Annotated in this window: 21 protein-coding genes; 8 read left to right on the top strand and 13 right to left on the bottom strand. The window is 62.9% G+C overall.

From position 1 onward, the window contains the following. Nucleotides 1-160: 160 nt before the first annotated feature. The 6 genes from hemA (at nucleotide 161) to C5F70_RS20680 (ending at nucleotide 5,528) form a co-directional block, all read left to right on the top strand. Complete coding sequence (gene hemA, locus C5F70_RS20705; RefSeq protein ID WP_017844401.1) at nucleotides 161-1,447, top strand: glutamyl-tRNA reductase; 1,287 nt, start codon at nucleotides 161-163, stop codon at nucleotides 1,445-1,447. Then, nucleotides 1,447-2,529 (top strand): peptide chain release factor 1, encoded by a 1,083-nt coding sequence (prfA, locus tag C5F70_RS20700; RefSeq protein ID WP_017844400.1) that lies wholly within the window; start codon nucleotides 1,447-1,449, stop codon nucleotides 2,527-2,529. The genes hemA and prfA overlap by 1 nt, the downstream gene beginning before the upstream one ends. After that, complete coding sequence (prmC, locus tag C5F70_RS20695) at nucleotides 2,530-3,360, top strand: peptide chain release factor N(5)-glutamine methyltransferase (RefSeq protein WP_017844399.1); 831 nt, start codon at nucleotides 2,530-2,532, stop codon at nucleotides 3,358-3,360. It begins immediately after the preceding gene. Beyond that, entirely contained in the window at nucleotides 3,354-4,109 is a 756-nt protein-coding gene (locus C5F70_RS20690; protein ID WP_017844398.1) for a molybdopterin-synthase adenylyltransferase MoeB, read from the top strand. The genes prmC and C5F70_RS20690 overlap by 7 nt, the downstream gene beginning before the upstream one ends. Further along, a complete protein-coding gene (gene murI, locus C5F70_RS20685; RefSeq protein WP_104903974.1) occupies nucleotides 4,102-4,896 on the top strand; it encodes a glutamate racemase in 795 nt (264 codons plus the stop codon). Before C5F70_RS20690 ends, murI begins: the two co-directional genes overlap by 8 nt. A 113-nt stretch (nucleotides 4,897-5,009) precedes the next feature. After that, a complete protein-coding gene (locus C5F70_RS20680) occupies nucleotides 5,010-5,528 on the top strand; it encodes an acyloxyacyl hydrolase (RefSeq protein ID WP_017844396.1) in 519 nt (172 codons plus the stop codon). Nucleotides 5,529-6,496: 968 nt separating this feature from the next. Here C5F70_RS20680 and C5F70_RS20675 read toward each other — a convergent pair. From C5F70_RS20675 to C5F70_RS20625, 11 genes are all read right to left on the bottom strand, one after another. Further along, a complete protein-coding gene (locus C5F70_RS20675) occupies nucleotides 6,497-6,802 on the bottom strand; it encodes a YkgJ family cysteine cluster protein (protein WP_104903973.1) in 306 nt (101 codons plus the stop codon). Nucleotides 6,803-6,877: 75 nt separating this feature from the next. Beyond that, nucleotides 6,878-8,149, bottom strand: coding sequence for a cyclopropane-fatty-acyl-phospholipid synthase family protein (locus C5F70_RS20670; RefSeq protein ID WP_104903972.1), 1,272 nt, complete (start codon nucleotides 8,147-8,149; stop codon nucleotides 6,878-6,880). Beyond that, nucleotides 8,136-8,945 carry a DUF1365 domain-containing protein gene (locus C5F70_RS20665; protein WP_104903971.1) on the bottom strand — a complete coding sequence of 270 codons (810 nt, stop codon included), beginning with the start codon at nucleotides 8,943-8,945 and terminating at the stop codon, nucleotides 8,136-8,138. Before C5F70_RS20665 ends, C5F70_RS20670 begins: the two co-directional genes overlap by 14 nt. Next, nucleotides 8,942-10,189 carry an NAD(P)/FAD-dependent oxidoreductase gene (locus C5F70_RS20660; RefSeq protein ID WP_104903970.1) on the bottom strand — a complete coding sequence of 416 codons (1,248 nt, stop codon included), beginning with the start codon at nucleotides 10,187-10,189 and terminating at the stop codon, nucleotides 8,942-8,944. Before C5F70_RS20660 ends, C5F70_RS20665 begins: the two co-directional genes overlap by 4 nt. Beyond that, nucleotides 10,186-10,968: an SDR family oxidoreductase gene (locus C5F70_RS20655; protein ID WP_104903969.1), complete on the bottom strand. Its 783-nt coding sequence runs from the start codon at nucleotides 10,966-10,968 to the stop codon at nucleotides 10,186-10,188. The genes C5F70_RS20660 and C5F70_RS20655 overlap by 4 nt, the downstream gene beginning before the upstream one ends. After that, complete coding sequence (locus C5F70_RS20650; protein ID WP_017845508.1) at nucleotides 10,965-11,387, bottom strand: nuclear transport factor 2 family protein; 423 nt, start codon at nucleotides 11,385-11,387, stop codon at nucleotides 10,965-10,967. The genes C5F70_RS20655 and C5F70_RS20650 overlap by 4 nt, the downstream gene beginning before the upstream one ends. After that, nucleotides 11,380-12,825: a deoxyribodipyrimidine photo-lyase gene (phrB, locus tag C5F70_RS20645; RefSeq protein ID WP_104903968.1), complete on the bottom strand. Its 1,446-nt coding sequence runs from the start codon at nucleotides 12,823-12,825 to the stop codon at nucleotides 11,380-11,382. Before phrB ends, C5F70_RS20650 begins: the two co-directional genes overlap by 8 nt. Then, nucleotides 12,826-13,755: a MerR family transcriptional regulator gene (locus C5F70_RS20640; RefSeq protein ID WP_104904580.1), complete on the bottom strand. Its 930-nt coding sequence runs from the start codon at nucleotides 13,753-13,755 to the stop codon at nucleotides 12,826-12,828. Between the two features lie 15 nt (nucleotides 13,756-13,770). Beyond that, complete coding sequence (locus tag C5F70_RS20635) at nucleotides 13,771-14,736, bottom strand: DUF523 and DUF1722 domain-containing protein (RefSeq protein ID WP_017845505.1); 966 nt, start codon at nucleotides 14,734-14,736, stop codon at nucleotides 13,771-13,773. Nucleotides 14,737-14,848: 112 nt separating this feature from the next. Beyond that, on the bottom strand, nucleotides 14,849-15,064 hold the full coding sequence (locus C5F70_RS20630) for a TIGR02450 family Trp-rich protein (RefSeq protein ID WP_017845504.1): 216 nt from the start codon (nucleotides 15,062-15,064) through the stop codon (nucleotides 14,849-14,851). Then, nucleotides 15,064-16,047 carry an NAD(P)/FAD-dependent oxidoreductase gene (locus tag C5F70_RS20625; RefSeq protein WP_057005761.1) on the bottom strand — a complete coding sequence of 328 codons (984 nt, stop codon included), beginning with the start codon at nucleotides 16,045-16,047 and terminating at the stop codon, nucleotides 15,064-15,066. Before C5F70_RS20625 ends, C5F70_RS20630 begins: the two co-directional genes overlap by 1 nt. Nucleotides 16,048-16,258: 211 nt before the next feature. On the opposite strand from C5F70_RS20625, the gene C5F70_RS20620 reads away from it, so the two are divergent. Beyond that, nucleotides 16,259-17,158, top strand: coding sequence for a TIGR01777 family oxidoreductase (locus tag C5F70_RS20620; RefSeq protein WP_046384748.1), 900 nt, complete (start codon nucleotides 16,259-16,261; stop codon nucleotides 17,156-17,158). A gap of 14 nt (nucleotides 17,159-17,172) precedes the next feature. Continuing rightward, on the top strand, nucleotides 17,173-18,198 hold the full coding sequence (gene hemH / locus C5F70_RS20615; protein WP_017845501.1) for a ferrochelatase: 1,026 nt from the start codon (nucleotides 17,173-17,175) through the stop codon (nucleotides 18,196-18,198). Nucleotides 18,199-18,238: 40 nt separating this feature from the next. On the opposite strand, the gene C5F70_RS20610 is transcribed toward hemH, so the two are convergent. Continuing rightward, on the bottom strand, nucleotides 18,239-20,335 hold the full coding sequence (locus C5F70_RS20610) for a TonB-dependent siderophore receptor (protein ID WP_104903967.1): 2,097 nt from the start codon (nucleotides 20,333-20,335) through the stop codon (nucleotides 18,239-18,241). 114 nt (nucleotides 20,336-20,449) lie between these two features. Beyond that, nucleotides 20,450-21,604, bottom strand: a complete 1,155-nt coding sequence (gene algW, locus C5F70_RS20605; protein ID WP_017845499.1) for a Do family serine endopeptidase AlgW — start codon at nucleotides 21,602-21,604, stop codon at nucleotides 20,450-20,452. Nucleotides 21,605-21,699 lie beyond the last annotated feature (95 nt).

Genomic DNA, 21,699 nt, shown 5'->3' with positions numbered 1-21,699 from the left:
GCGGTCGGATCATCATGACACAAGCCTTCGGCCAAACATAACCGAGTCTCAGTGGATGCCTTTATAGGCACAACATATAGGGACAATAGACGACGGTGGTTGTTCTGAATCTATCGAAGTAGGACAATTGTCGGCTTCCCGACATCATCAGCGATATTGAATGGCCTTCCTCGCACTCGGTATTAACCACAAGACTGCCTCCGTAGACGTGCGCGAGCGCGTGGCGTTTACGCCTGAGCAGTTGGTTGAGGCCTTGCAGCAGCTCTGCCGACTCACCGACAGCCGCGAAGCTGCGATCCTTTCCACCTGCAATCGCAGCGAGCTTTATATAGAGCAGGAGCATCTTTCAGCGGATGTCGTGCTGCGCTGGCTGGCCGATTACCACCATTTGGACTTCAATGACCTGCGCGCGAGCGCTTATGTGCATGAGGACGATGCGGCAGTTCGTCACATGATGCGTGTGGCGTCCGGTCTCGATTCGCTGGTCTTGGGCGAGCCGCAGATCCTCGGCCAGATGAAATCCGCCTACGCCGTGGCGCGTGAGGCTGGCACCGTGGGGCCGCTGCTGGGGCGCCTGTTCCAGGCCACGTTCAATTCCGCCAAGCAGGTACGCACCGACACCGCCATCGGGGAAAACCCGGTGTCCGTGGCGTTTGCCGCCGTCAGCCTGGCCAAACAGATTTTCAGCGACTTGCAGCGCAGCCAGGCCTTGCTGATCGGTGCCGGCGAGACCATCACCCTGGTCGCCCGTCACCTGCACGACCTCGGCGTGAAGCGTATCGTGGTGGCCAACCGCACCCTGGAGCGTGCCAGCATCCTCGCCGAACAGTTCGGCGCCCACGCCGTGCTGCTGGCCGATATCCCGGCCGAGTTGGTGCGCAGCGACATCGTCATCAGTTCCACCGCCAGCCAGTTGCCGATCCTGGGTAAAGGCGCGGTAGAAAGCGCGCTGAAGCTGCGCAAGCACAAGCCGATCTTCATGGTGGATATTGCCGTTCCCCGGGATATCGAGCCTGAAGTCGGCGAGTTGGACGACGTTTACCTGTATAGCGTCGACGATCTGCACGAAGTGGTCGCCGAAAACCTCAAGAGCCGTCAGGGCGCAGCCCAGGCCGCCGAGGAAATGGTCAGCGTCGGCGCCGAAGACTTCATGGTGCGCCTGCGCGAACTGGCGGCGGTGGACGTGCTCAAGGCGTATCGTCAGCAGGGCGAACGCCTGCGCGATGAGGAGTTGAGCAAGGCCCAGCGCTTATTGGCCAATGGCGGCAACGCCGAAGACGTGCTGATGCAACTGGCCCGCGGCTTGACCAACAAGTTGCTGCACGCTCCCAGCGTACAACTGAAAAAACTCACTGCCGAAGGCCGCCTCGATGCGCTGGCCATGGCGCAGGAACTCTTTGCCCTCGGTGAGGGCGCGTCAGATAGCTCTTCGGATAAAAAACCGTAATGAAAGCGTCACTGCTCAACAAACTGGACGTGCTCCAGGACCGTTTCGAAGAACTGACCGCGTTGCTCGGCGACGGCGAGGTCATCTCCGATCAGGCCAAGTTCCGCGCTTATTCCAAGGAATACGCCGAAGTTGAGCCCATTGTGCTCACCTATCAGAACCTGTTGAAAGTACAGGCCGACCTGGAGGGCGCCCAGGCCCTGCTCAAGGACAGCGACCCGGACATGCGTGAAATGGCCGTGGAAGAAGTCCGTGAAGCCAAAGACAAACTGGCCGAGCTCGAAGGCGACCTGCAACGCATGCTACTGCCCAAGGACCCCAACGACGGGCGCAACGTCTTCCTCGAAATCCGCGCCGGCACCGGCGGCGACGAGGCGGCGATTTTCTCCGGCGACCTGTTCCGCATGTACTCGCGTTATGCCGAGCGGCGTGGCTGGCGCGTCGAGATCCTGTCCGAGAACGAAGGGGAACACGGCGGTTATAAAGAAGTCATCGCCCGCGTCGAAGGCGACAACGTGTACGGCAAGCTGAAATTCGAGTCCGGCGCGCACCGCGTGCAACGGGTGCCGGCCACCGAATCCCAAGGCCGTATCCACACCTCGGCGTGTACCGTGGCGGTGTTGCCCGAGCCGGACGAGCAGGAAGCCATCGAGATCAACCCGGCGGATCTGCGCGTCGACACCTACCGTTCATCCGGTGCCGGTGGTCAGCACATCAACAAGACCGACTCGGCGATCCGCATCACGCACTTGCCGTCGGGCATCGTGGTTGAATGCCAGGAAGAGCGTTCGCAGCACAAGAACCGGGCGCGGGCCATGTCCTGGCTGTCGGCCAAGCTGAATGACCAGCAGACCAGCGCCGCCGCCAACGCGATTGCCAGTGAACGCAAACTGCTGGTGGGCTCGGGCGACCGTTCCGAGCGCATCCGCACCTACAACTTTGCCCAGGGCCGGGTCACCGACCACCGGGTCAACCTCACGCTCTACTCCCTGGACGAGATTCTCGCCGGTGGCATCGACGCGGTGATCGAGCCGTTGCTCGTCGAATACCAGGCCGACCAATTGGCGGCGATAGGTGAATAAATGACCATCATCGCCAGCCTGCTGCGCGCCGCCGACCTGCCCGACTCGCCCACCGCACGCCTGGACGTGGAGCTGTTGCTCGCGGCTGCCCTGGGCAAGTCCCGCAGCTACCTGCACACCTGGCCGGAAAAAATCGTCAGCAGCGAAGCCGCGCTGACCTTCGCCGATTACCTGCAACGCCGCCGCGCCGGTGAGCCGGTGGCCTACATCCTCGGCCAGCAAGGTTTCTGGAAGCTGGACCTGGAAGTCGCGCCCCACACGCTGATCCCGCGCCCGGACACCGAACTGCTGGTCGAGGCGGCCCTGGAATTGTTGCCCGCCACGCCGGCCAAGGTGCTCGACCTCGGCACCGGCAGCGGCGCCATCGCCCTGGCCCTGGCCAGCGAGCGCCCGGCCTGGCACGTCACCGCCGTCGACCGCGTGCTCGAAGCCGTGGCCCTGGCCGAACGCAATCGCCAGCGCCTGAACCTGCACAATGCCACTGTGCTCAACAGTCATTGGTTCAGCGCGTTGCAAGGCCACACCTACGACCTGATCATCAGCAACCCGCCCTACATCGCCGCCAACGATCCGCACCTGGCGGCCGGCGACGTGCGCTTTGAGCCGGCCAGCGCGCTGGTGGCGGGCCATGATGGGTTGGACGACCTGCGGCTGATCATCGCCGAGGCGCCGGCCCACCTCAATGCGGGCGGTTGGTTGTTGCTGGAGCACGGTTACGACCAGGCCGCGGCGGTGCGTGACCTGCTGCTGAGCCAGGGCTTTGAAGGCGTCCACAGCCGCATCGACCTCGGCGGCCACGAACGCATCAGCCTGGGGCGCCGGCCATGCTGAGCGACCAGGAGCTGTTGCGCTATAGCCGACAGATTCTGTTGAAACAGGTCGACATCGACGGCCAATTGCGCCTGAAAAACGGTCGCGCCTTGATCGTCGGCCTCGGCGGCCTGGGCGCGCCCGTGGCGCTGTACCTGGCGGCCGCCGGGGTCGGCGAGTTGCATCTGGCGGATTTCGACACCGTCGACCTGACCAACCTGCAACGCCAGATTATCCATGACACGGACAGTGTCGGGCTGAGCAAGGTCGATTCGGCCATCCGCCGTCTGACCGCGCTCAACCCCGAGGTCAAACTGCTCACCCATCGCACTGCGCTGGATGCCGACTCCCTGGCCGCGGCAGTGGCGGCGGTAGATGTGGTGCTCGATTGCAGCGACAACTTTTCCACCCGCGAAGCGGTCAACGCCGCCTGCGTGGCCGCCGGCAAGCCGTTGGTCAGCGGCGCGGCGATCCGCCTGGACGGGCAGCTGTCGGTATTCGACCCGCGGCGCGCCGACAGCCCGTGCTACCACTGTTTATACGGGCACGGCAGCGACACCGAACTGACCTGCAGCGAAGCCGGCGTGGTCGGCCCGCTGGTCGGTCTGGTCGGCAGCCTGCAGGCCCTGGAAGCATTGAAGTTGCTCGCCGGTTTCGGTGAGCCTCTGGTCGGACGCTTGTTGCTGATCGATGCCTTGACCACGCGCTTCCGTGAGTTGCGCGTCAAGCGCGATCCCGGTTGCAGTGTGTGTGGGACGCAGCATGGTTAAGGATGCACCGATCGGTGTGTTCGACTCCGGTATCGGCGGGTTGACGGTGCTCGAGGAAATCCAGCAACTGTTGCCCCATGAGTCGCTGCTGTACGTCGCCGATTGCGGGTACATCCCCTACGGTGAGAAAACGCCGGCCTTTATTTGCGAACGTTTACACCGGGTTGCAGAGTTTTTCCGCGAGCGCGGCGCCAAAGCCTTGGTGATTGCCTGCAACACGGCGACCGTCGCTGCCGTGGCTGACTTGCGCAAGAGCTACCCCGACTGGCCGCTGGTGGGGATGGAACCCGCCGTCAAACCCGCTACCGCTGCGACCCGCAGTGGCGTGGTCGGCGTACTCGCCACCACCGGCACCCTGCAGAGCGCCAAGTTCGCCGCGTTGCTCGACCGTTTCGCCACCGATGTACGGGTGATCACCCGGCCGTGCCCAGGCCTGGTGGAACTGATTGAAACCGGCGACCTGGGCAGCCCGGCCCTGCGCCAGTTGTTGCAAAGCTATGTCGAACCGTTGCTCAGCGCCGGCTGCGACACCATCATCCTCGGTTGCACCCACTACCCCTTCCTCAAGCCGCTCCTGGCGCAGATGCTGCCCCCCGGCATCAGCCTGATCGACACCGGCGCTGCCGTGGCCCGCCAGCTCAAGCGCCTGCTCGGCGAACGCGATCTGCTGGCCGCCGGCACTCCAGGCCCTGCCCAGTTCTGGACCAGCGGCGATGTGTGTCATCTAAGAAATATCCTACCGACACTATGGAAACATCCCGGAGTTGTGAGAAGCTTCGGCTCGTGAAAATTTCGTCAAAATTCGCCGTTAGACGCTGAATTTCTGGCAGTAAGTCGGCTTCTATAAGCGAGATTTCCCTGTGTAAAAACCTATAACTTCGTTCGGAAAGGATGTTTCTTATGAAGCGCTTGTTCTGTTTGGCCGCGATTGCGGCCGTTGTGGTGGGACACTCTTTTTCGGCGCAAGCCGCCGGCCTTGAGTTTGGCCTGGGGACCACCGGTGATTCGACGCTCACCTATCGATTGGGGCTGACGTCGGATTGGGATAAGAGCTGGATGCAGAGCGACGTCGGTCGCCTGACTGGCTATTGGAGTGGTGCATACACCTATTGGGAAGGTGATCACCGTGCAGGCGCGAGCAGCCTGTCGTTCTCCCCGGTATTTGTGTATGAGTTCGCCGGGGAATCGGTAAAACCTTACATCGAGGCCGGGATCGGGGTGGCGGCATTCTCCCGCACGCGGTTGGAAGACAACAACCTCGGCCAGGCCTTCCAGTTCGAAGACCGCCTGGGCTTCGGTTTGCGCTTTAACGGCGGGCATGAAGTGGGCATTCGTGCCATGCACTACTCCAACGCCGGGCTCAGCGACCATAACGACGGCATCGAAAACTACTCGTTGCACTACACGATGCCGCTGTAACTTCAGAACCCTGCAAAACCCTGTGGGAGGGGGCAAGCCCCCTCCCACATTGAGATATTCATCGGCCTGAGATCCGCGGTAAGCGGTCGCGAATCCCTTCGCGTTCGGTGGCATCGAAAACTACTCGTTACCCTGCAAAACCCTGTGGGAGGGGGCTTGCCCCCGATAGCGCAGTGTCAGTCGCAGAATTTGCCAACTGACCCACTGCTATCGGGGGCAAGCCCCCTCCCACATTGAGATATTCATCGGTCTGAGATCAGCGGTAAGCGGTCGCGAATCCCTTCGCGTTCGGCGGCATCAAAAACTACTCTTTGCACTACACGATGCCGCTGTAACTTCAGAACCCTGCAAAGCCCCCTCCCACATTGAGATATTTGTCGGGCTGAGATCAGCGGTAAGCGGTCGCGAATCCCTTCGCGTTCGGAGGCATCGAAAACTACTCGTTGCACTACACGATGCCGCTGTAACTTCAGAACCCTGCAAAACCCTGTGGGAGGGGGCTTGCCCCCGATAGCGCAGTGTCAGTCGCAGAATTTGCCAACTGACCCACTGCTATCGGGGGCAAGCCCCCTCCCACGTTGAGATATTTGTCGGTCTGAGATCAGCGGTAAGCGGTCGCGAATCCCTTCGCGTTCGGTGGCATCGAAAACTACTCGTTGCCCTGCAAAACCCTGTGGGAGGGGGCTTGCCCCCGATAGCGCAGTGTCAGTCGCAGAATTTGCCAACTGACCCACTGCTATCGGGGGCAAGCCCCCTCCCACATTGAGATATTCGTCGGCCTGAGATCAGCGGTAAGCGGTCGCAATCCCTTCGCGTTCGGCGGCATCGAAAACTATTCGTTACCCTGCAAAACCCTGTGGGAGGGGGCTTGCCCCCGATAGCGCAGTGTCAGCCGCAGAATTTGCCAACTGACCCACTGCTATCGGGGGCAAGCCCCCTCCCACATTGAGATATTCGTCGGTCTGAGATCAGCGGTAAGCGGTCGCAATCCCTTCGCGTTCGGTCAGGCATTCCGGCGCGCCCATCTCGAATTCCCGGCAGATCAGCGGCCGACGCGTATAAATCGTACACATCATCGTGTCCCGGTCCAGCGCCGCGCACCAGCCGTCGTCCAGGCGCAGCATGACTTCGCCGCCCCAATCGTCGGTGTCGATAAAGCGCTCGGGCACGCCCGTGTCGGTGATCAGCATGACTTCCAGCTGGCAGCAGCAGGCCGCGCACGTCGAGCAGGTGACGGCGGGGGTGGTGATTTGGGTGTGGGGGATGTTGGTCATAGGCACGCAGTGTAAGGCAAGCGGGTGACACAGGTGTGAAAGGGCTGACAGACGTTAGCGTACCCGGCGCATTGGTTAAGCACTGAAACGCCCAAGCAACGGCGGGTTGATGGCTGCCGGCTTGGCCAGCAGCAACTGCGCGGTGCCGATGGTGCGCTCCATAAAGCCGCCTTCGCAGTAGCACAGGTAAAACTCCCACAACCGCAGGAAGTATTCGTCGTAGCCCAATTCCATGAGGCGGCCGTGGGCGCGGCGAAAGTTCTCATGCCACAGGCGCAGGGTTCGCGCGTAATGCAGGCCGAAATCTTCCATGTGCAGCAGGTTCATGTCGGTGTCGCGGCTGATGATCTGCAGCATGTTCTGCACACAGGGCAAGGCGCCGCCGGGGAAGATATAGCGCTGGATGAAGTCGACGCTGTTCTTGGCCTGTTCAAAGCGTTGCTCACGGATGGTGATGGCTTGCAGCAGCATCAGCCCATCGCTCTTGAGCAGGCGCGCGCACTGTTTGAAGTAGGTCGGCAGGAAGCGATGGCCCACCGCTTCGATCATTTCGATGGACACCAGCTTGTCGTATTGGCCGCTCAGGTCGCGGTAGTCCTGCAACAGCAGCGTCACCTGGTCTTGCAGCCCCATGGCGGCGATGCGTTGCTGGGTGTAGACAAACTGTTCCCTGGACAAGGTCGTGGTGGTGACTTTGCAGCCATAGTGCCGCGCCGCGTACAACGCCATGCTGCCCCAGCCGGTGCCGATCTCCAGCAGATGGTCGGTGGGTTTAAGCGCGAGTTTCTGGCAGATGCGTTCCGGCTTGTTCAGTTGCGCCTGTTCCAGGGTGTCTTCGGCGCTCAGGAACTGCGCCGCCGAATACATCATGGTCGGGTCGAGGAATTCTTCGAACAGGTCGTTGCCCAGGTCATAGTGGGCGGCGATGTTCTTCTGCGAACCCTTGCGCGTATTGCGGTTGAGCCAATGCAAGCCTTGGGTGAACGGCCGCGCCAGCTTGGCCAGGCCGCCCTCCAGCGCGTCGAGCACTTCCAGGTTGCTGACCATCACACGCACCACGGCGGTCAGGTCCGGGCTGCTCCAATAACCATGGATAAACGCTTCGCCCGCACCGATCGAGCCGTTGGCCGCCACCAGGCCCCACACCGCCGAATCGAGGATCTGGATCTCGCCCAGCAGATGCGCTTCGCGGGCGCCGAACACTTGGCGTTCGCCGTCTTCGATCAGCACCAGTTGGCCGTGGCGCAATTGACTGAGTTGCCGCAGCACGGCTTTGCGCAGCAGTGCGGTGGTCACGCCGTTGACGTTCAGGCGGTTGGCCTTGACCGATAAGCTAGGGGATTTCATGGCGGCGATCCTTGGTGTACCCGACGGCGGTGCGAGAGGCGCCATCGGCGGCCTGATGGGGAAAAATTGGTGTGCGTTTGAGCAACAGGCGCAGGGCTTGCCAATAAATCGCCAGGCAGGTCTTGGCGGTCATCCACGGAAAGCGCCACAGATAGCGGTGCAGGCTGGCGCGGCTGAGGGCTTCGCGCTGCAGGCTCAAGGTGGCGTCGAAGACTTTCCGATCGCCCTGCCAGTCGGCCATGTGGACCCCAAGCGTGGCGGCGGGCGGGCTGAAGCTCATGCGGTATTCCAGGTCGGGCGGCAGGAACGGCGATACATGAAACGCCTTGGCCACGGCGAAGTGCTGATGCTCGTCGGCGCCCAGCGCCAGGGCCGGCAGCACGTAGTGATAGCGCTCGCGCCATGGGGTGTTGGTCACTTCACACAGGATCGCGGCCAATTGTCCGTCGGCCTCGAAGCAGTAGAAGAAACTCACCGGGTTAAACGCCAGGCCCCAACTGCGGGCCTGAGTCAGTAGGCAGATAGCGCCCTGGGGTGTGCGCCCCAGCGCCTTGCCGACGTGCTGGCGCACGGCATCGCTCAGGCTCATGCCGTGACGGGTGAATTCACGCAGGTAATCCTGCTGGCGAAAGCCGAAGGCGGCCAGGCGACCTGCGCCGGCCAGGGGCGACAGCCCGAGCACTGCGTCCTGTTCGCTCAAGTCCAGGTACAGCAAGCCGATGCGGTAGCGAAAGGCGTGGGCCTTGGGCGCAAACCGGCGATGGGCGATCCAGCCGCTGTACAAGGCGCTGTTCACAGGGCTTCTCCAAACGCCTGGGCCACGCGCAAGGCGCTGATCACGCCGTCTTCATGGAAGCCGTTGGCCCAATAGGCGCCGCAATAATACGTATGCTGCGCACCGCTCAACTCTTCCCAACGCGCTTGCGCAGCCACGGCCGCCAGGCTGTATTGCGGGTGGGCATAGGTGTAGCGGGCGAGGATCTTCAGCGGGTTGATCATCGATGTCTGGTTGAGGCTGACGCAAAAGGTCGTGGCGCTGTCGATGCCTTGCAGGATGTTCATGTCATAGGTCACCGCCGCCTGGCTCTGCGCATTGCCGCTGAGCCGGTAATTCCAGCTGGCCCAGGCCAGTTTGCGGTCTGGCAGCAGGCGCGTGTCGGTGTGCAGCACCACGTCGTTGTCGGCGTAGGGCAGGGCGCCGAGGATCTGCTGCTCGGCACTGCTCGGCTCGCCCAGCAGGGCCAGCGCCTGGTCGCTGTGGCAGGCGAACACCACTTTGTCGAAGGTTTCGGTGCCCGCGGCGCTGTGGATCGTCACGCCCTGTGCATCGCGCTCGACCCGATGCACGGGGCAATCGAGGCGAATCCGTTCACGAAAGCCGCGGGTCAGCGGTTCGATGTAGCGGCTTGAGCCGCCCTCGATCACGCACCATTGCGGGCGGTTGCTCACCGACAGCAAGCCGTGGTTCTTGAAGAAGCGCACAAAGAACTGCAAGGGGAAACCGAGCATGTCCGCCAGGGACATCGACCAGATCGCAGCGCCCATCGGCACGATGTAATGCCGGATGAATCGCGGGCCGTAGCCGCCGGCGTCGAGGTAGTCACCCAGGGTCATGTCGGCACTGATGCGTTGCGCTTGCAGGTCCGCCGGCGCCTCGCGGTTGAAGCGCAGAATATCGCGCAACATGCCCCAGAACCCCGGCGACAACAGATTGCGCCGCTGCGCAAACAGGCTGTTGAGGTTATTGCCGTTGTACTCGAACCCGCTGCGGCGGTCGCACACCGAAAAGCTCATCTCGGTGGGTTTGAACTTCACGCCGACCTGACCCAGCAGGCGGATGAAGTTGGGGTAGGTCCAGTCGTTGAATACGATAAAACCGGTGTCCACCGCATAGCTTTTACCCTCGACGGTGACGTTGACCGTGTGGGTATGCCCGCCGATGCGATCGCCCGCTTCGAACAGGGTGATGTCGTGGCGACGGCTGAGCAGGTAGGCGCTGGTCAGCCCGGCAATGCCGCTGCCGATAATCGCGATCTTCACAGGTCGTCCTTTTTCGGTGGCGGGCTGCGCAGCATGCGTTTGCCGATGATCAGTTGCGCGCGATTCGGCAGTTTCGACAACGGCCACAGGGTGGCGATGAACATCGCCGGGAAGGCGATTTCCAGTGGGCGTTTGTCCAACTTGGTGAAGATATGCCGGGCCGCCTTGTCGGCAGACCAGGCCAGGGGCATCGGGAAGTCATTGCGCTCGGTCAGCGGGGTGTCGACAAAGCCCGGGCTGATCACGGTGACGTCGATGTTTTCCGGCGACAGGCTGATGCGCAGGGATTCGAACAGGTAGCGCAAACCGGCCTTGGACGCGCCATAGGCTTCGGCGCGCGGCATCGGCAGGTAGGTCACGGCGCTGGCCACGCCCACCAGGTGCGGTGCGCGCCCGGCGCGCAACAGTGGCAGTGCGGCTTCGATGCAATAACTGCTGGCGAGCAGGTTGGTGCGTACCACGTGTTCGACGATCGACGCGTCGAATTGCTTGGCATCGACATATTCACAGGTGCCGGCATTGAGGATCACGGTGTCCAGCGACCCCCAGACCTGGGCGATGTGTTCGCCGATTTCGCGCACGGTCTGGCTGTTGGTCAAGTCGCCCGCCACGACCAGCACTTGGCCGGGAAAGCGTTGGGCGAGCGCTTGCAGCGGGCCTTTGGAGCGCGAGCTGAGAGCGACGTGGGCGCCGCTGTTGAGCAGCTCCACGGCGAGGGAGGCGCCGATGCCACTGCTGGCGCCGGTCAGCCAATAACGACGGGGCGGTGTGAGGTTCATCCGACTCTCCTTTTCAGCCAACTGATCACACGGCCGAACACCGGCAAGTGTTCGTAAAGCATTGCGCCGGCATCGAAATAATCCCGATGGCGGTACACCTTGTCGCGCCACATCAGGTGCGAGCAGCCTTCCACTCGGATCACCTTGCCCTTGGCCAGGCGCGGGTGGCAAAAGCTCATTTTCCAGCGCAGGTAACCTTCGCCTTCGGCCACCTGGTCGAAGCCGTGGAAGTCGAAGCGCAACTGGCTGACATTACCGTACAACTGCGCGAAATAGTGGTGCAGCGGCGTGAGCCCGTGGACCTCGTGCAGCGGGTCGGTGAAGACGATGTCCTTGCTGTACAGGCTGTCGAGCAGGTGCAGGTTGTGCTTGTCCAGAGTGGCGAAGGCCTGGGCAAAGCGGCGCAGGAAGTCACTCATGTTCGGCTCCGACGGCCTGGCGCGACGGCAGGCTGCGGAATGCCGCCAATGCACGTTCGCGGGAGTGTTTCAGGTCGACGATCGAGCGCGGGTAGTCGGCCGCGCCGAACAGGCCGCCGGCGGCCTGCGGGTTGTGTACGTCGTTTTTATTCAGCGTCGCCAGTTGCGGCAGCCAGTGCTTGATGAATACGCCGTCGCGGTCGAATTTCTGCGACTGGCTCAGCGGGCTGAAAATCCGGAAATACGGCGCCGAATCGGTGCCGGTGGAGGCGCTCCACTGCCAGCCGCCATTGTTGGCTGCCAGGTCGCCGTCGATCAGGTGGCGCATGAAAAAGCGCTCGCCTTCGCGCCAGTCGATCAGCAGGTTCTTGGTCAGGAACATCGCCACCACCATGCGCAGGCGGTTGTGCATCCAGCCGGTTTCCAGCAGTTGGCGCATGGCCGCGTCGATGATCGGCAAACCGGTGCGCGCCTGCTGCCAGGCGGCGAGGTCGTTGGGCGCATCGCGCCAGGCCACCGCCTCGGTTTCGGGGCGGAAGGCGCGGTGGCGGGACACCCGCGGGTAGCCCACCAGGATGTGCTTGTAGAACTCACGCCAGAGCAGTTCGTTGACCCAGGTGATCGTGCCGATATCGCCGCTTTCGAACTCGCCCTGGTTGCGCTGCAGTGCGGCATGCAGGCACTGGCGCGGCGAAACCACGCCCGCTGCGAGGTACGCCGACAGCTGGCTGGTGCCGGGCTTGGCCGGGAAGTCGCGCTCATCCTTGTAATAGCTGATCTGCTGCGCGGCGAATGCGTCGAGGCGGCGGCGCGCTTCGTCTTCACCGGCGGGCCAGAGGGCGCGCAACGTTTCGCTCGGCGTTTCGAAACCGTCGACCTGTTGCGGTACCGGGTCGCTGGTCTGCGCGAGGGCCGCTTGGGTCTTGGGCGTGGCCACCCGCCGCGGCAGGGCGCTGTGCAGGCGGGCGTAGCACACCTTGCGGAACTGGCTGAACACCTGGAAGTAGGTGCCGGTCTTGGTCAGCACGCTGCCGGGCTGGAAAAACAATTGGTCCAGGTAACGGTGGAAGCTCACGCCGTCGGCTTCCAGGGCCTTGGCCACCGCCGCATCGCGACGGCTTTCGTGGATGCCGTATTCCTCGTTGACGTGGACCGACTCGACCGATAGCTCACGGCACAGCTGGCCGAGTACGGCGGGCGCCTGGTCCCAGGTCGCGGCGCGGCGGATCAGCAAGGGAATATTCAGCGCGCCGAGGGCCTGGCTCAAGTGCTGCAGGTTGCGCAGCCAGAAGTCGACTTTGCACGGCGCATCATCGTGGGCCAGCCATTGCTGCGGGGTGATCAGGTACACGGCCGCCACCGGGCCGCGCTGGCTCGCGGCGGTCAGGGCGGTGTTGTCATGCAGGCGCAGGTCGGTGCGCAGCCAGATCAAGTGCATTTAAACAAGTCCATGCTGGATCAGTATCTGGTGAGCCGCCAATGGGTCTTCGGCGACGAACAATTCAGGGGTGTCGCCAGCTAATGCCGTCAGCTCGGCCTGGTGGATGCATACCGTTGGTCCGACGATCAACTTTGGGCAAGCGATGCCGCCCAGAAGTTTTGCGAGTGCCGACAAATGGAGCGCCTGGCTGGAATACAGCAGCACCGCCCGCGGTTGCAGGTGTTCCACGGCCAGCGCCAGTTCACCGGTCGGCAGCGGCCAGTCGAAGACTTCCACCGGGCAGTCGGCGCTGCTGGCCAGCCAGGCGCTGAGCCACAGGTGCGGTGCCAGGGGCAGGTCGGAATGATTCACCAGCAGCAGCGGTGCGCCGTGCAACTGGCGATTGTTGTGATAGATCCGCGCGCCGAACTTGCTGCGCAACCAGGACAGGAAGAACACCCGTTCCATCTGCGCGCCGAATTGGCCCTGCCAGCGTTGCTCCAGTTCGCGGAGCAGCGGCAGCAGCAGTTGTTCGCACAGGGTGCGCGGCGGGTAGAGCGCCATGGCCTGGTTGAAGGCATCGTCGACCCGGCGTTCGGCCAGCTCGCTGATGGCCTGCACCAGGGTCTGGCGCAGGGTGTGCCATTCGTTTTCGACGGCGTCGGGAGCGACGTGCGCGGAGTCGATCAGGTTTTTCACCTGGCTGACCGGCACGCCGCGATTGAGCCAGGTGAGGATGGTGTGGATGCGTTGCACATGGTCGTGGCTGAACAGCCGGTGGCCCTTGGGCGTGCGCTGCGGCACGATCAGGCCATAGCGGCGTTCCCAGGCGCGCAGGGTCACGGCGTTGACGCCGGTCTGGCGCGCCACTTCGCGAATCGGCAGCCAGCCGTCCTCGAGGGCTTGGGCGATATCTTCGCCGGGTTCGTCTTGCAAGGCTGCGGTCATGAGGTTTTTCATGGTTCAGATCGCATTGCGCAGGCTGAGATTTTCCGGGTGTGGCTGCAAGTAAGCCTGCTGCGCGATGTAGCGGTCCGGGTGGAGGCGAAAGTGGTGCTTGAGCAAGGTCAGCGGTACCACCAGCGGCACGATGCCTTGGCGGTATTGGCCGATCACGGTTTGCATTTCCTGTTTGTCGTCGGCGCTGATGGCCTGCTTGAGGTAACCGCTGATGTGTTGCAGCACATTGGTGTGGGTGCCGCGGGTGGCGCACTTTTTCAGGCCGCTCATCAGCGCGCTGAAATAGCCGCTGCCTAATGCGTCGAGGTCCTCGCCCTTGGCCATGCCGCCGAGCAGGTTGCCGAGGCTTTTGTAATGCGCCGGGCTGTGGGCCATCAGCAGGTATTTGTAGCGCGCGTGAAAGGCCAGCAGGCGATGGCGGCTCAGGCCTTCGCCGAGCAATTGTTGCCAGCTGGCGTAGACGAAGACGCGGGTCAGGAAGTTTTCCCGCAGCACCGGGTCATTCAGGCGGCCGTCTTCTTCCACGGGCAGGTTGGGGTGGCGCGCGCAAAAGGCTTGGGCGTAGATGCCACGCCCGCCGCCGTCCACCGGTGCGCCGTTTTCACGGTAGACCTTGACCCGTTCCAGGCCGCAGGACGGCGATTTCTGCATGAAGATATAGCCGCACAGGTCGCTGTGCTCGGCGGCCATTTTTTCGCCGTATTCACCCAGCGGCGCGGTGACGTTCAGCTCGCGATGCACGCTGCCCACGGCTTGAGGGGACGCGGCATCACCCACCAGGCGAATGGTCTCCCGGGGAATGCCCAGGCCGATCGCCACTTCCGGGCACAACGGCACAAAGTCGAAGTATGCAGCGAGCACCTCGCTGCAGAGTTGCGATTGCTTGTGGCCGCCGTTGAAACGGACGTTCTCGCCCAGCAGGCAGGCGCTGATACCAATCTTCGGCTTGAAGGACGGGGTGCTGGACATGGGCAAACCTCTGCAAGATTCCTGTACAAGCGTAAAAGCATGTACAGCTAAATCTCATCATAGGTTTGATGCTGTACAAGTCAAATGGTTTGTACAAGTATTTGCGCGAGGGCTATTTCCAGCCGATTCGCCAGTCCTCGGCGCTTTGCAGGGTTTGCCAGGGCAGGCGTTCACCGCGCCGGGTCATGACGGCTTGCAGCTCGATGTCGAGCACGTTGCCTTCTTCATCACAAAACAATTCGGTGACCAGGAAGTGTTTTTCCTTGTTGCGCGGGTGTGCTGCTGTCCACTTCGACAGCAGCAATTTAGCGGGGTTTATGCGGTTCATTACAGGTGCTCGATCAAGCGTCGCGCGGCTTCCTGGCCACTGAGCCAGGCGCCTTCCACGCGGCCCGACAGGCACCAGTCGCCACAGACGTACAAGCCCAGGTCGGCGTCGGCCAGCACGCCGAATTCATGGGCGCTGGACGGTCGTGCGTAGAGCCAGCGGTGCGCCAGGCTGAACGAGGGCGCGGGCATGGCGCTGTGCAGCAGTTCGGCGAAGGCGCCGTGCAGGTGTTCGATCACCGCTTCTTTGGGCAGGTCCAGATGTTCTTTGCTCCAGGCGCTGGTGGCGTGCAGCACCCAGGTGTCGAGGACGGTGTCGCGCCCCGGTTTGCTGCGGTTGCGGGCCAGCCAGTCGAGGGCGCTGTCTTGCACGAAGCAGCCTTCCATCGGGGTTTCCAGCGGCTTGTCGAAGGCCAGGGCAATGGCCCAGGTCGGGTCCATCTTCACGCCGGCGGCGGCACTTGCCAGCTTCGGTGCGGCGGCCAGCAGGGCGGTCGCTTGCGGGGCGGGCGTGGCGATGATGACGTGGCTGAACGGACCATGGTTGCCGCCGTCGGCGTCCAGCAGGTTCCAGTGCCGTTTGCCTTGGAACACTTCGGTGATACGGCAACTGAACTGCACCGGCAGGTCGTCGAGCAGGGCGCGGGTGATGGCGCTCATGCGCGGCGTGCCGACCCAGCGGATCTGTTCATCGGGGGAGGGCGTGAGTTCGCCGGACTTGAAGTTATACAGCTGCGGCTTCCATTGCTCGGCCCAGCCATTGCTTTGCCAGCGCTGCACTTCGTTGACGAAGCGGCGGTCGCGGGCGGTGAAGTACTGCGCGCCCATGTCCAGTGCGCCGGCGTCGCTGCGCTTGCTGGACATGCGGCCACCACTGCCGCGGCTTTTATCGAAGAGTTGTACAACATGCCCGGCGTCTCGTAACGCTCGGGCGGCGGAGAGACCGGCGATGCCGGTGCCGATGATCGCGATGGGGACAGTCATGGGAGGCCTCGTTTTACCGTTGGGTACAGACTACGCCGACACCAATAGCTGTACAATATTGTTTTTTGGTATAAGTTTTGGCGTACCTGATCGTTTGGAGTGACCTATGGTTAAAGCTGAGGCTTAAATCAATGTCACGCCCGATTGCAAATGATCCCTGCTTATAAAATAGACCAGTGATCGGTGGCGAACGTTACATGAGGAAGATCCCATGCATATTTTGCTGACCGGCGGTACCGGCCTGATCGGCCGTCAACTCTGCCAACATTGGCTGGCGCAAGGGCATCGCCTGACGGTGTGGAGCCGTCGCCCTGAACAGGTCGCCCGGTTATGTGGCGATGCGGTGCGCGGTGTCGCCAGCCTGCAAGAGGTTATCGGCCCGGTGGACGCGGTCATTAATCTGGCCGGCGCGCCGATCGCCGATCGCCCCTGGACGCATAAACGCAAGGCGCTGCTGTGGAGCAGCCGCATCAGTCTGACCGAAACCCTGCTGGTGTGGCTGGAAGGCCTGGCGGAGAAACCGGCGGTGTTGATTTCCGGTTCTGCCGTGGGCTGGTACGGCGACGGCGGCGAGCGCGAACTGACCGAAGCCAGCGGCCCGGTGCAGGACGATTTCCCCAGCCAGTTGTGCGTCGCCTGGGAAGAAACCGCCCAGCGCGCCGAAGCCCTGGGCATTCGCGTGGTGCTGGTGCGTACCGGGCTGGTGCTGGCGGCGGAGGGCGGCTTTTTGTCGCGGCTGTTGCTGCCGTTCAAGCTGGCACTGGGCGGGCCGATTGGGAATGGCCGGCAGTGGATGCCGTGGGTGCATATCCACGATCAAATCGCGCTGATAGATTTTCTTCTGCACCAGCACGACGCCCGCGGTCCCTATAATGCCTGCGCGCCGCACCCGGTGCGTAACCGCGAGTTTGCCAAGACGTTGGGCCAGGTGCTGCACCGCCCGGCGTTCATGCCCATGCCGGCCTTTGTGTTGAAGGTGGGGTTGGGCGAGTTGTCCGGTTTGTTGCTGGGCGGCCAGAAAGCTTTGCCCGAACGCCTGTTGGCGGCCGGTTTCACTTTCCAGTTCACTGAGTTGAAGGCGGCCTTGGACGACTTGTCCAGCCGCCTCTAGAGATAGGATGTTGCATGACGGATCACGCGTTGTTACTGGTCAACCTGGGGTCACCGGCGTCTACTTCGGTGGCCGATGTGCGCAGCTACCTCAATCAGTTCCTGATGGACCCTTACGTGATCGACCTGCCGTGGCCGGTGCGGCGCTTGCTGGTGTCGCTGATCCTGATCAAGCGTCCCGAGCAGTCGGCCCATGCCTATGCCTCGATCTGGTGGGAGGAAGGCTCGCCGCTGGTGGTGCTCAGCCAGCGCCTGCAGCAGAAAATGACTGCGCAGTGGACCCAGGGTCCGGTGGAGCTGGCGATGCGTTATGGCGAGCCGTCCCTTGAAACGACCCTGACGCGCCTGGCCGCCCAGGGCGTTCAGAAAATCACCCTGGCGCCGTTGTACCCGCAGTTCGCCGACAGCACCGTGACCACGGTGATTGAAGAAGCCCAGCGGGTGGTGCGCGACAAGAAGCTCAAGGTGCAGTTCTCGATCCTGCAACCGTTCTACGATCAGCCGGAGTACCTTGATGCGCTGGCGGCGAGCGTGCGGCCTTACGTGGCGCAGGAGTACGACCACCTGCTCCTGAGTTTCCACGGCCTGCCCGAGCGTCATCTGACCAAGCTCGACCCTACCGGCGCGCATTGCTTCAAGGATGCCGATTGCTGCCGCAACGCTTCGCCGCAGGTGCTTGCCACGTGTTACCGCGCACAGTGCTTCAGCGTCGCCCGCAATTTTGCCGAACGCATGGGGCTGCCGGACGGTAAATGGTCGGTGGCATTCCAGTCGCGCCTGGGCCGGGCGAAGTGGATCGAACCCTACACCGAGGCACGCCTGGAAGCGTTGGCCCAGCAAGGCGTGAAAAAGCTGCTGGTGATGTGCCCGGCGTTCGTGGCCGACTGCATCGAGACGCTGGAAGAGATCGGCGACCGTGGCCGGGAGCAATTCCGCGCAGCGGGCGGCGAGGAGTTGGTGCTGGTGCCGTGCTTGAATGACAGCGAGCAGTGGGCGGTGGCGCTTAACACCCTGTGCGAGCGGGCCCCCGTGGCACTGTAATGTGGGAGGGGGCAAGCCCCCTCCCACAGGTTTGACCGTGTTACAGGTTGAGGGTCAGGCTGACCGTGAAGTTGCGCGGTTCACCGGGGCTGACCCAGTAATTGCTGTAGGCGCGTTCGTAGTACTTTTCATCAAACAGGTTGTTAAGGTTCAAACCCACGGTGACGTTGTCGGTGGCTTTGTAATGCGCCAGCAGGTCCACGGTGTGATAAGCGGGCAGTTCGAAACTGCCGCCGGCTTCACCGGAGCGATCACCGACATAGGTGAACGCCGCGCCCACGTCTGAACCGCGCAACGTGCCGTCCTGGAATTCATACACGCCCAACAGGCTGCCGCTGCGCTTGGCCACGCCGAGAATGCGGCTGCCGGTGGGGATGGCTTTATCGCCCTTGGTCACTTCGGCATCAATGTAGGCGAACGCGCCGATCACGCGCACCGCCTCGCTCAGTTGCCCGCTCAGTTGCAGGTCAAACCCTTGGCTGCGTGCCTTGCCCATGGCGCGTTGGGTGTCGGTGGCCGGGTCCACGGTCAGCACGTTTTCCTTCTCGATGTGGAACGCGGCGAGGGTGGCGCTGAGGCGCTCGTCGAACAGCTCGCTCTTGATCCCCACTTCATACCCCACGCCCTCTTCAGGCTTGAAGGATTGGCCGCCAGCGTCCAGGCCGTTGTTCGGCTTGAATGAGGTCGAGGCGTTGGCGAACACCCCGACTTCAGGTGTGAGCTGGTAGAGCAGGCCGGCGCGCTGGGTCAGGGCATCGTGGGTCTGGCGGCTCTTGGCGTGATGACGGGTGAAGTCGTCGGTGTGTTGCTCGAAGTGCTCGAAGCGCGCGCCGAGCATGCCGCGCAGGCGTTCGGTGAAGACGATCTGGTCTTGCAGGTTCAGTGCCTGGCTTTTTACCTGTTCGGAGAAGTCAGTGCCGGAGCGCTCGCCATTGGGTTTGGGCTGGCCGTAGACCGGGTTGTAGATGTCGATCGCGTAGGGGCTGCCGGCGATGGCGGTCACGCGTTCCTTCTTGTGGTAATCCTCGTACTCGGTGCCGATCAGCAGCTCATGTTGCCAACGACCGATGTCGAACAGACCGCGCAGTTCCAGTTGGGTGATGCTGTCGTGCCAACCCATGGAGCGTTCGCGGTAGCGGCGGTTGACGGTGTGGCCGTCGCTGTTCAGCGCGCGGTTTTCCGAAGCGTCGCCCCACAGGCTGCCTTGTTTGTAATGGCTGGCCAGGCGCAGGGCCCACGTGTCGTTGAGGTGATGTTCGAGGGTGGCCTGGAGGCGGTTGTTGTGGTTGTTGATGTCGCCGTCGTTGGGCTCGCCGAGGAAGGTGGAGCGCGACATGCCGCGCGGCGCGACGATGCCGCGGTCGAAGGTGGAGCGGTGGCGCACGAATTCGCTTTCCACCAGCAGGTGCGTGTCGGGGGCCAGTTGCCAACTGAAGGACGGCGCGACGAACACCCGCTTGGCGTCTACGTGATCGCGGAAACTATGGTTGTCTTCCACCGCCAGGTTGACCCGCGTCAGCAGCTGCCCTTCGCTGTCGAGCGGGGTGTTCACGTCCAGCGCGGTGCGATAGCGGTCCCAACTGCCGGCGCTGGTTTGCAGGGTGGTGAACGCGTCGGGCTGGGGTTTCTTGGTGACGATATTCACCGTGCCGCCGGGATCGCCGCGCCCGTACAGGCTGGCGGCGGGGCCTTTGAGCACTTCGATGCGTTCGAGATTGGCGGCGTCCGGCGTGCTCGGGTAACCGCGGTTGGCGCTGAAGCCGTCCTGGTAGAACTCCGACGTAGTGAAGCCGCGCACGCTGTATTCATAGAGGGTGAGGCCGCCGAAGTTGTTCTGCTTGGAGACGCCGCCGGCAAATTCCAGGGCGCGTTCCACGTCGGTGCTGCCCAGGTCGTTGAGCACGTTGGCGGGAATCACGCTGATGGATTGCGGGATGTCGCGCAGCGCGGTGTCGGTCTTGGTTGCGCTGGCGGAGCGGGTGGCGCGATAGCCGTTGACCAGGCCGGTGGCGGATTCGTAGGCGTCGGTGGTGACGCTGATGGCGTCCAGTTCAATGCGGGTGTCTTCGGCGCAGGCGGGGTCCAGCAGCAAACCCAAGGCCAGGCCGGCCAAGGGGGAAAACGTGCGAGGCGACATGATAGAGCGTTCCAATAGCGATATTGAAACAATATAACATGTCATTATGTCGGCGATTCGGTTCTGAAATATGTGCTTACAGGTGCCCGCGAACGGGCACCCGGAGGGCGCAGGTTATTCCTCTTCCGTCACCGGCGCGGGCGGTGGGCGCAGGCCGATTTCCGCCGTCAGGTTGAGCTCTTTACCGTTGCGCATCACCTGGATCGTGACCTTGTCGGTCGGCTTGATCCGCGCCACTTGGTTCATCGACTTGCGGCCATCACCGGCCGGTTCGCCGTCGATGCTGAGGATCACATCGCCCAGTTGCAGGCCGGCCTTTTGCGCCGGGCCATCGCGGAAGATCCCGGCGACCACGATGCCCGGGCGCCCGGTCAGGCCAAACGACTCGGCCAGTTCCTTGCTCAGCGGCTGCACTTCGATCCCCAGCCAGCCACGGATCACCTGGCCGTGCTCGATGATCGACTTCATCACTTCCATCGCCAGCTTGACCGGGATCGCGAAACCGATGCCCTGGGAGCCGCCGGACTTGGAGAAAATCGCCGTGTTGATGCCGGTCAGGTTGCCGTTGGCATCCACCAGCGCGCCGCCGGAGTTGCCCGGGTTGATCGCGGCGTCGGTCTGGATGAAGTCTTCGTAGCTGTTGAGGCCCAACTGGTTACGCCCGGTGGCGCTGATGATGCCCATGGTGACCGTCTGGCCGACGCCGAACGGGTTGCCGATGGCCAGCGCGACATCGCCGACCCGCAGCCCTTCGGAGCGGCCGATGGTGATCGCGGGCAGGTTTTTCAGGTCGATCTTCAGCACCGCGAGGTCGGTTTCCGGGTCGCTGCCGACCACGCGGGCCAGGGTTTCGCGGCCGTCGCGCAGGGCTACCACAATCTGGTCGGCACCGGTGGTCACGTGGTTGTTGGTGAGGATGTAGCCTTCCGGGCTCATGATCACCCCGGACCCCAAGCTGGATTCCATGCGTCGCTGCTTGGGGCTGTTGTCGCCGAAATAGCGGCGGAACTGCGGGTCTTCGAACAGCGGGTGCGCCGGCTTGTTGACGACCTTGGTGGTGTACAGGTTGACCACCGCAGGGGCGGCGATGACCACGGCGTCGGCGTAGGTCACCGGGCCTTGCACCATCGTATTGGTTTGCGGGGCCTGTTGCAGGTTCACATCAAGGCTCGGTAAGCCCACCCACTGGGGGTAACGCTGAATAATCATCATCGCGATCAGCACGCCAGCCAACAATGGCCATCCAAAAAAACGCAGTGCCTTGAGCATCAAGTAAGTCCTGACAGGTTGCAGGGGGCGGGGGAGCGCCCATAATGTCGCGCATTATACGAGGCTGCGAGCGCCTCGGAACGGGATATTTAGGA

Source organism: Pseudomonas sp. LH1G9 (assembly GCF_002949975.1).
Classification (GTDB): domain Bacteria; phylum Pseudomonadota; class Gammaproteobacteria; order Pseudomonadales; family Pseudomonadaceae; genus Aquipseudomonas; species Aquipseudomonas veronii.
This window is presented reverse-complemented; position numbering and strand designations above follow the sequence as displayed.

Excerpts from the sequence above, each read along its gene's own strand:
- hemA (WP_017844401.1), top strand. The coding sequence starts at position 161 with ATGGCCTTCCTCGCACTCGGTATTAACCACAAGACTGCCTCCGTAGAC.
- prfA (WP_017844400.1), top strand. The coding sequence starts at position 1,447 with ATGAAAGCGTCACTGCTCAACAAACTGGACGTGCTCCAGGACCGTTTC.
- prmC (WP_017844399.1), top strand. The coding sequence starts at position 2,530 with ATGACCATCATCGCCAGCCTGCTGCGCGCCGCCGACCTGCCCGACTCG.
- C5F70_RS20690 (WP_017844398.1), top strand. The coding sequence starts at position 3,354 with ATGCTGAGCGACCAGGAGCTGTTGCGCTATAGCCGACAGATTCTGTTG.
- murI (WP_104903974.1), top strand. The coding sequence starts at position 4,102 with ATGGTTAAGGATGCACCGATCGGTGTGTTCGACTCCGGTATCGGCGGG.
- C5F70_RS20680 (WP_017844396.1), top strand. The coding sequence starts at position 5,010 with ATGAAGCGCTTGTTCTGTTTGGCCGCGATTGCGGCCGTTGTGGTGGGA.
- C5F70_RS20675 (WP_104903973.1), bottom strand. The coding sequence starts at position 6,802 with ATGACCAACATCCCCCACACCCAAATCACCACCCCCGCCGTCACCTGC.
- C5F70_RS20670 (WP_104903972.1), bottom strand. The coding sequence starts at position 8,149 with ATGAAATCCCCTAGCTTATCGGTCAAGGCCAACCGCCTGAACGTCAAC.
- C5F70_RS20655 (WP_104903969.1), bottom strand. The coding sequence starts at position 10,968 with ATGAACCTCACACCGCCCCGTCGTTATTGGCTGACCGGCGCCAGCAGT.
- C5F70_RS20650 (WP_017845508.1), bottom strand. The coding sequence starts at position 11,387 with ATGAGTGACTTCCTGCGCCGCTTTGCCCAGGCCTTCGCCACTCTGGAC.
- phrB (WP_104903968.1), bottom strand. The coding sequence starts at position 12,825 with ATGCACTTGATCTGGCTGCGCACCGACCTGCGCCTGCATGACAACACC.
- C5F70_RS20640 (WP_104904580.1), bottom strand. The coding sequence starts at position 13,755 with ATGACCGCAGCCTTGCAAGACGAACCCGGCGAAGATATCGCCCAAGCC.
- C5F70_RS20635 (WP_017845505.1), bottom strand. The coding sequence starts at position 14,736 with ATGTCCAGCACCCCGTCCTTCAAGCCGAAGATTGGTATCAGCGCCTGC.
- C5F70_RS20630 (WP_017845504.1), bottom strand. The coding sequence starts at position 15,064 with ATGAACCGCATAAACCCCGCTAAATTGCTGCTGTCGAAGTGGACAGCA.
- C5F70_RS20625 (WP_057005761.1), bottom strand. The coding sequence starts at position 16,047 with ATGACTGTCCCCATCGCGATCATCGGCACCGGCATCGCCGGTCTCTCC.
- C5F70_RS20620 (WP_046384748.1), top strand. The coding sequence starts at position 16,259 with ATGCATATTTTGCTGACCGGCGGTACCGGCCTGATCGGCCGTCAACTC.
- hemH (WP_017845501.1), top strand. The coding sequence starts at position 17,173 with ATGACGGATCACGCGTTGTTACTGGTCAACCTGGGGTCACCGGCGTCT.
- C5F70_RS20610 (WP_104903967.1), bottom strand. The coding sequence starts at position 20,335 with ATGTCGCCTCGCACGTTTTCCCCCTTGGCCGGCCTGGCCTTGGGTTTG.
- algW (WP_017845499.1), bottom strand. The coding sequence starts at position 21,604 with ATGCTCAAGGCACTGCGTTTTTTTGGATGGCCATTGTTGGCTGGCGTG.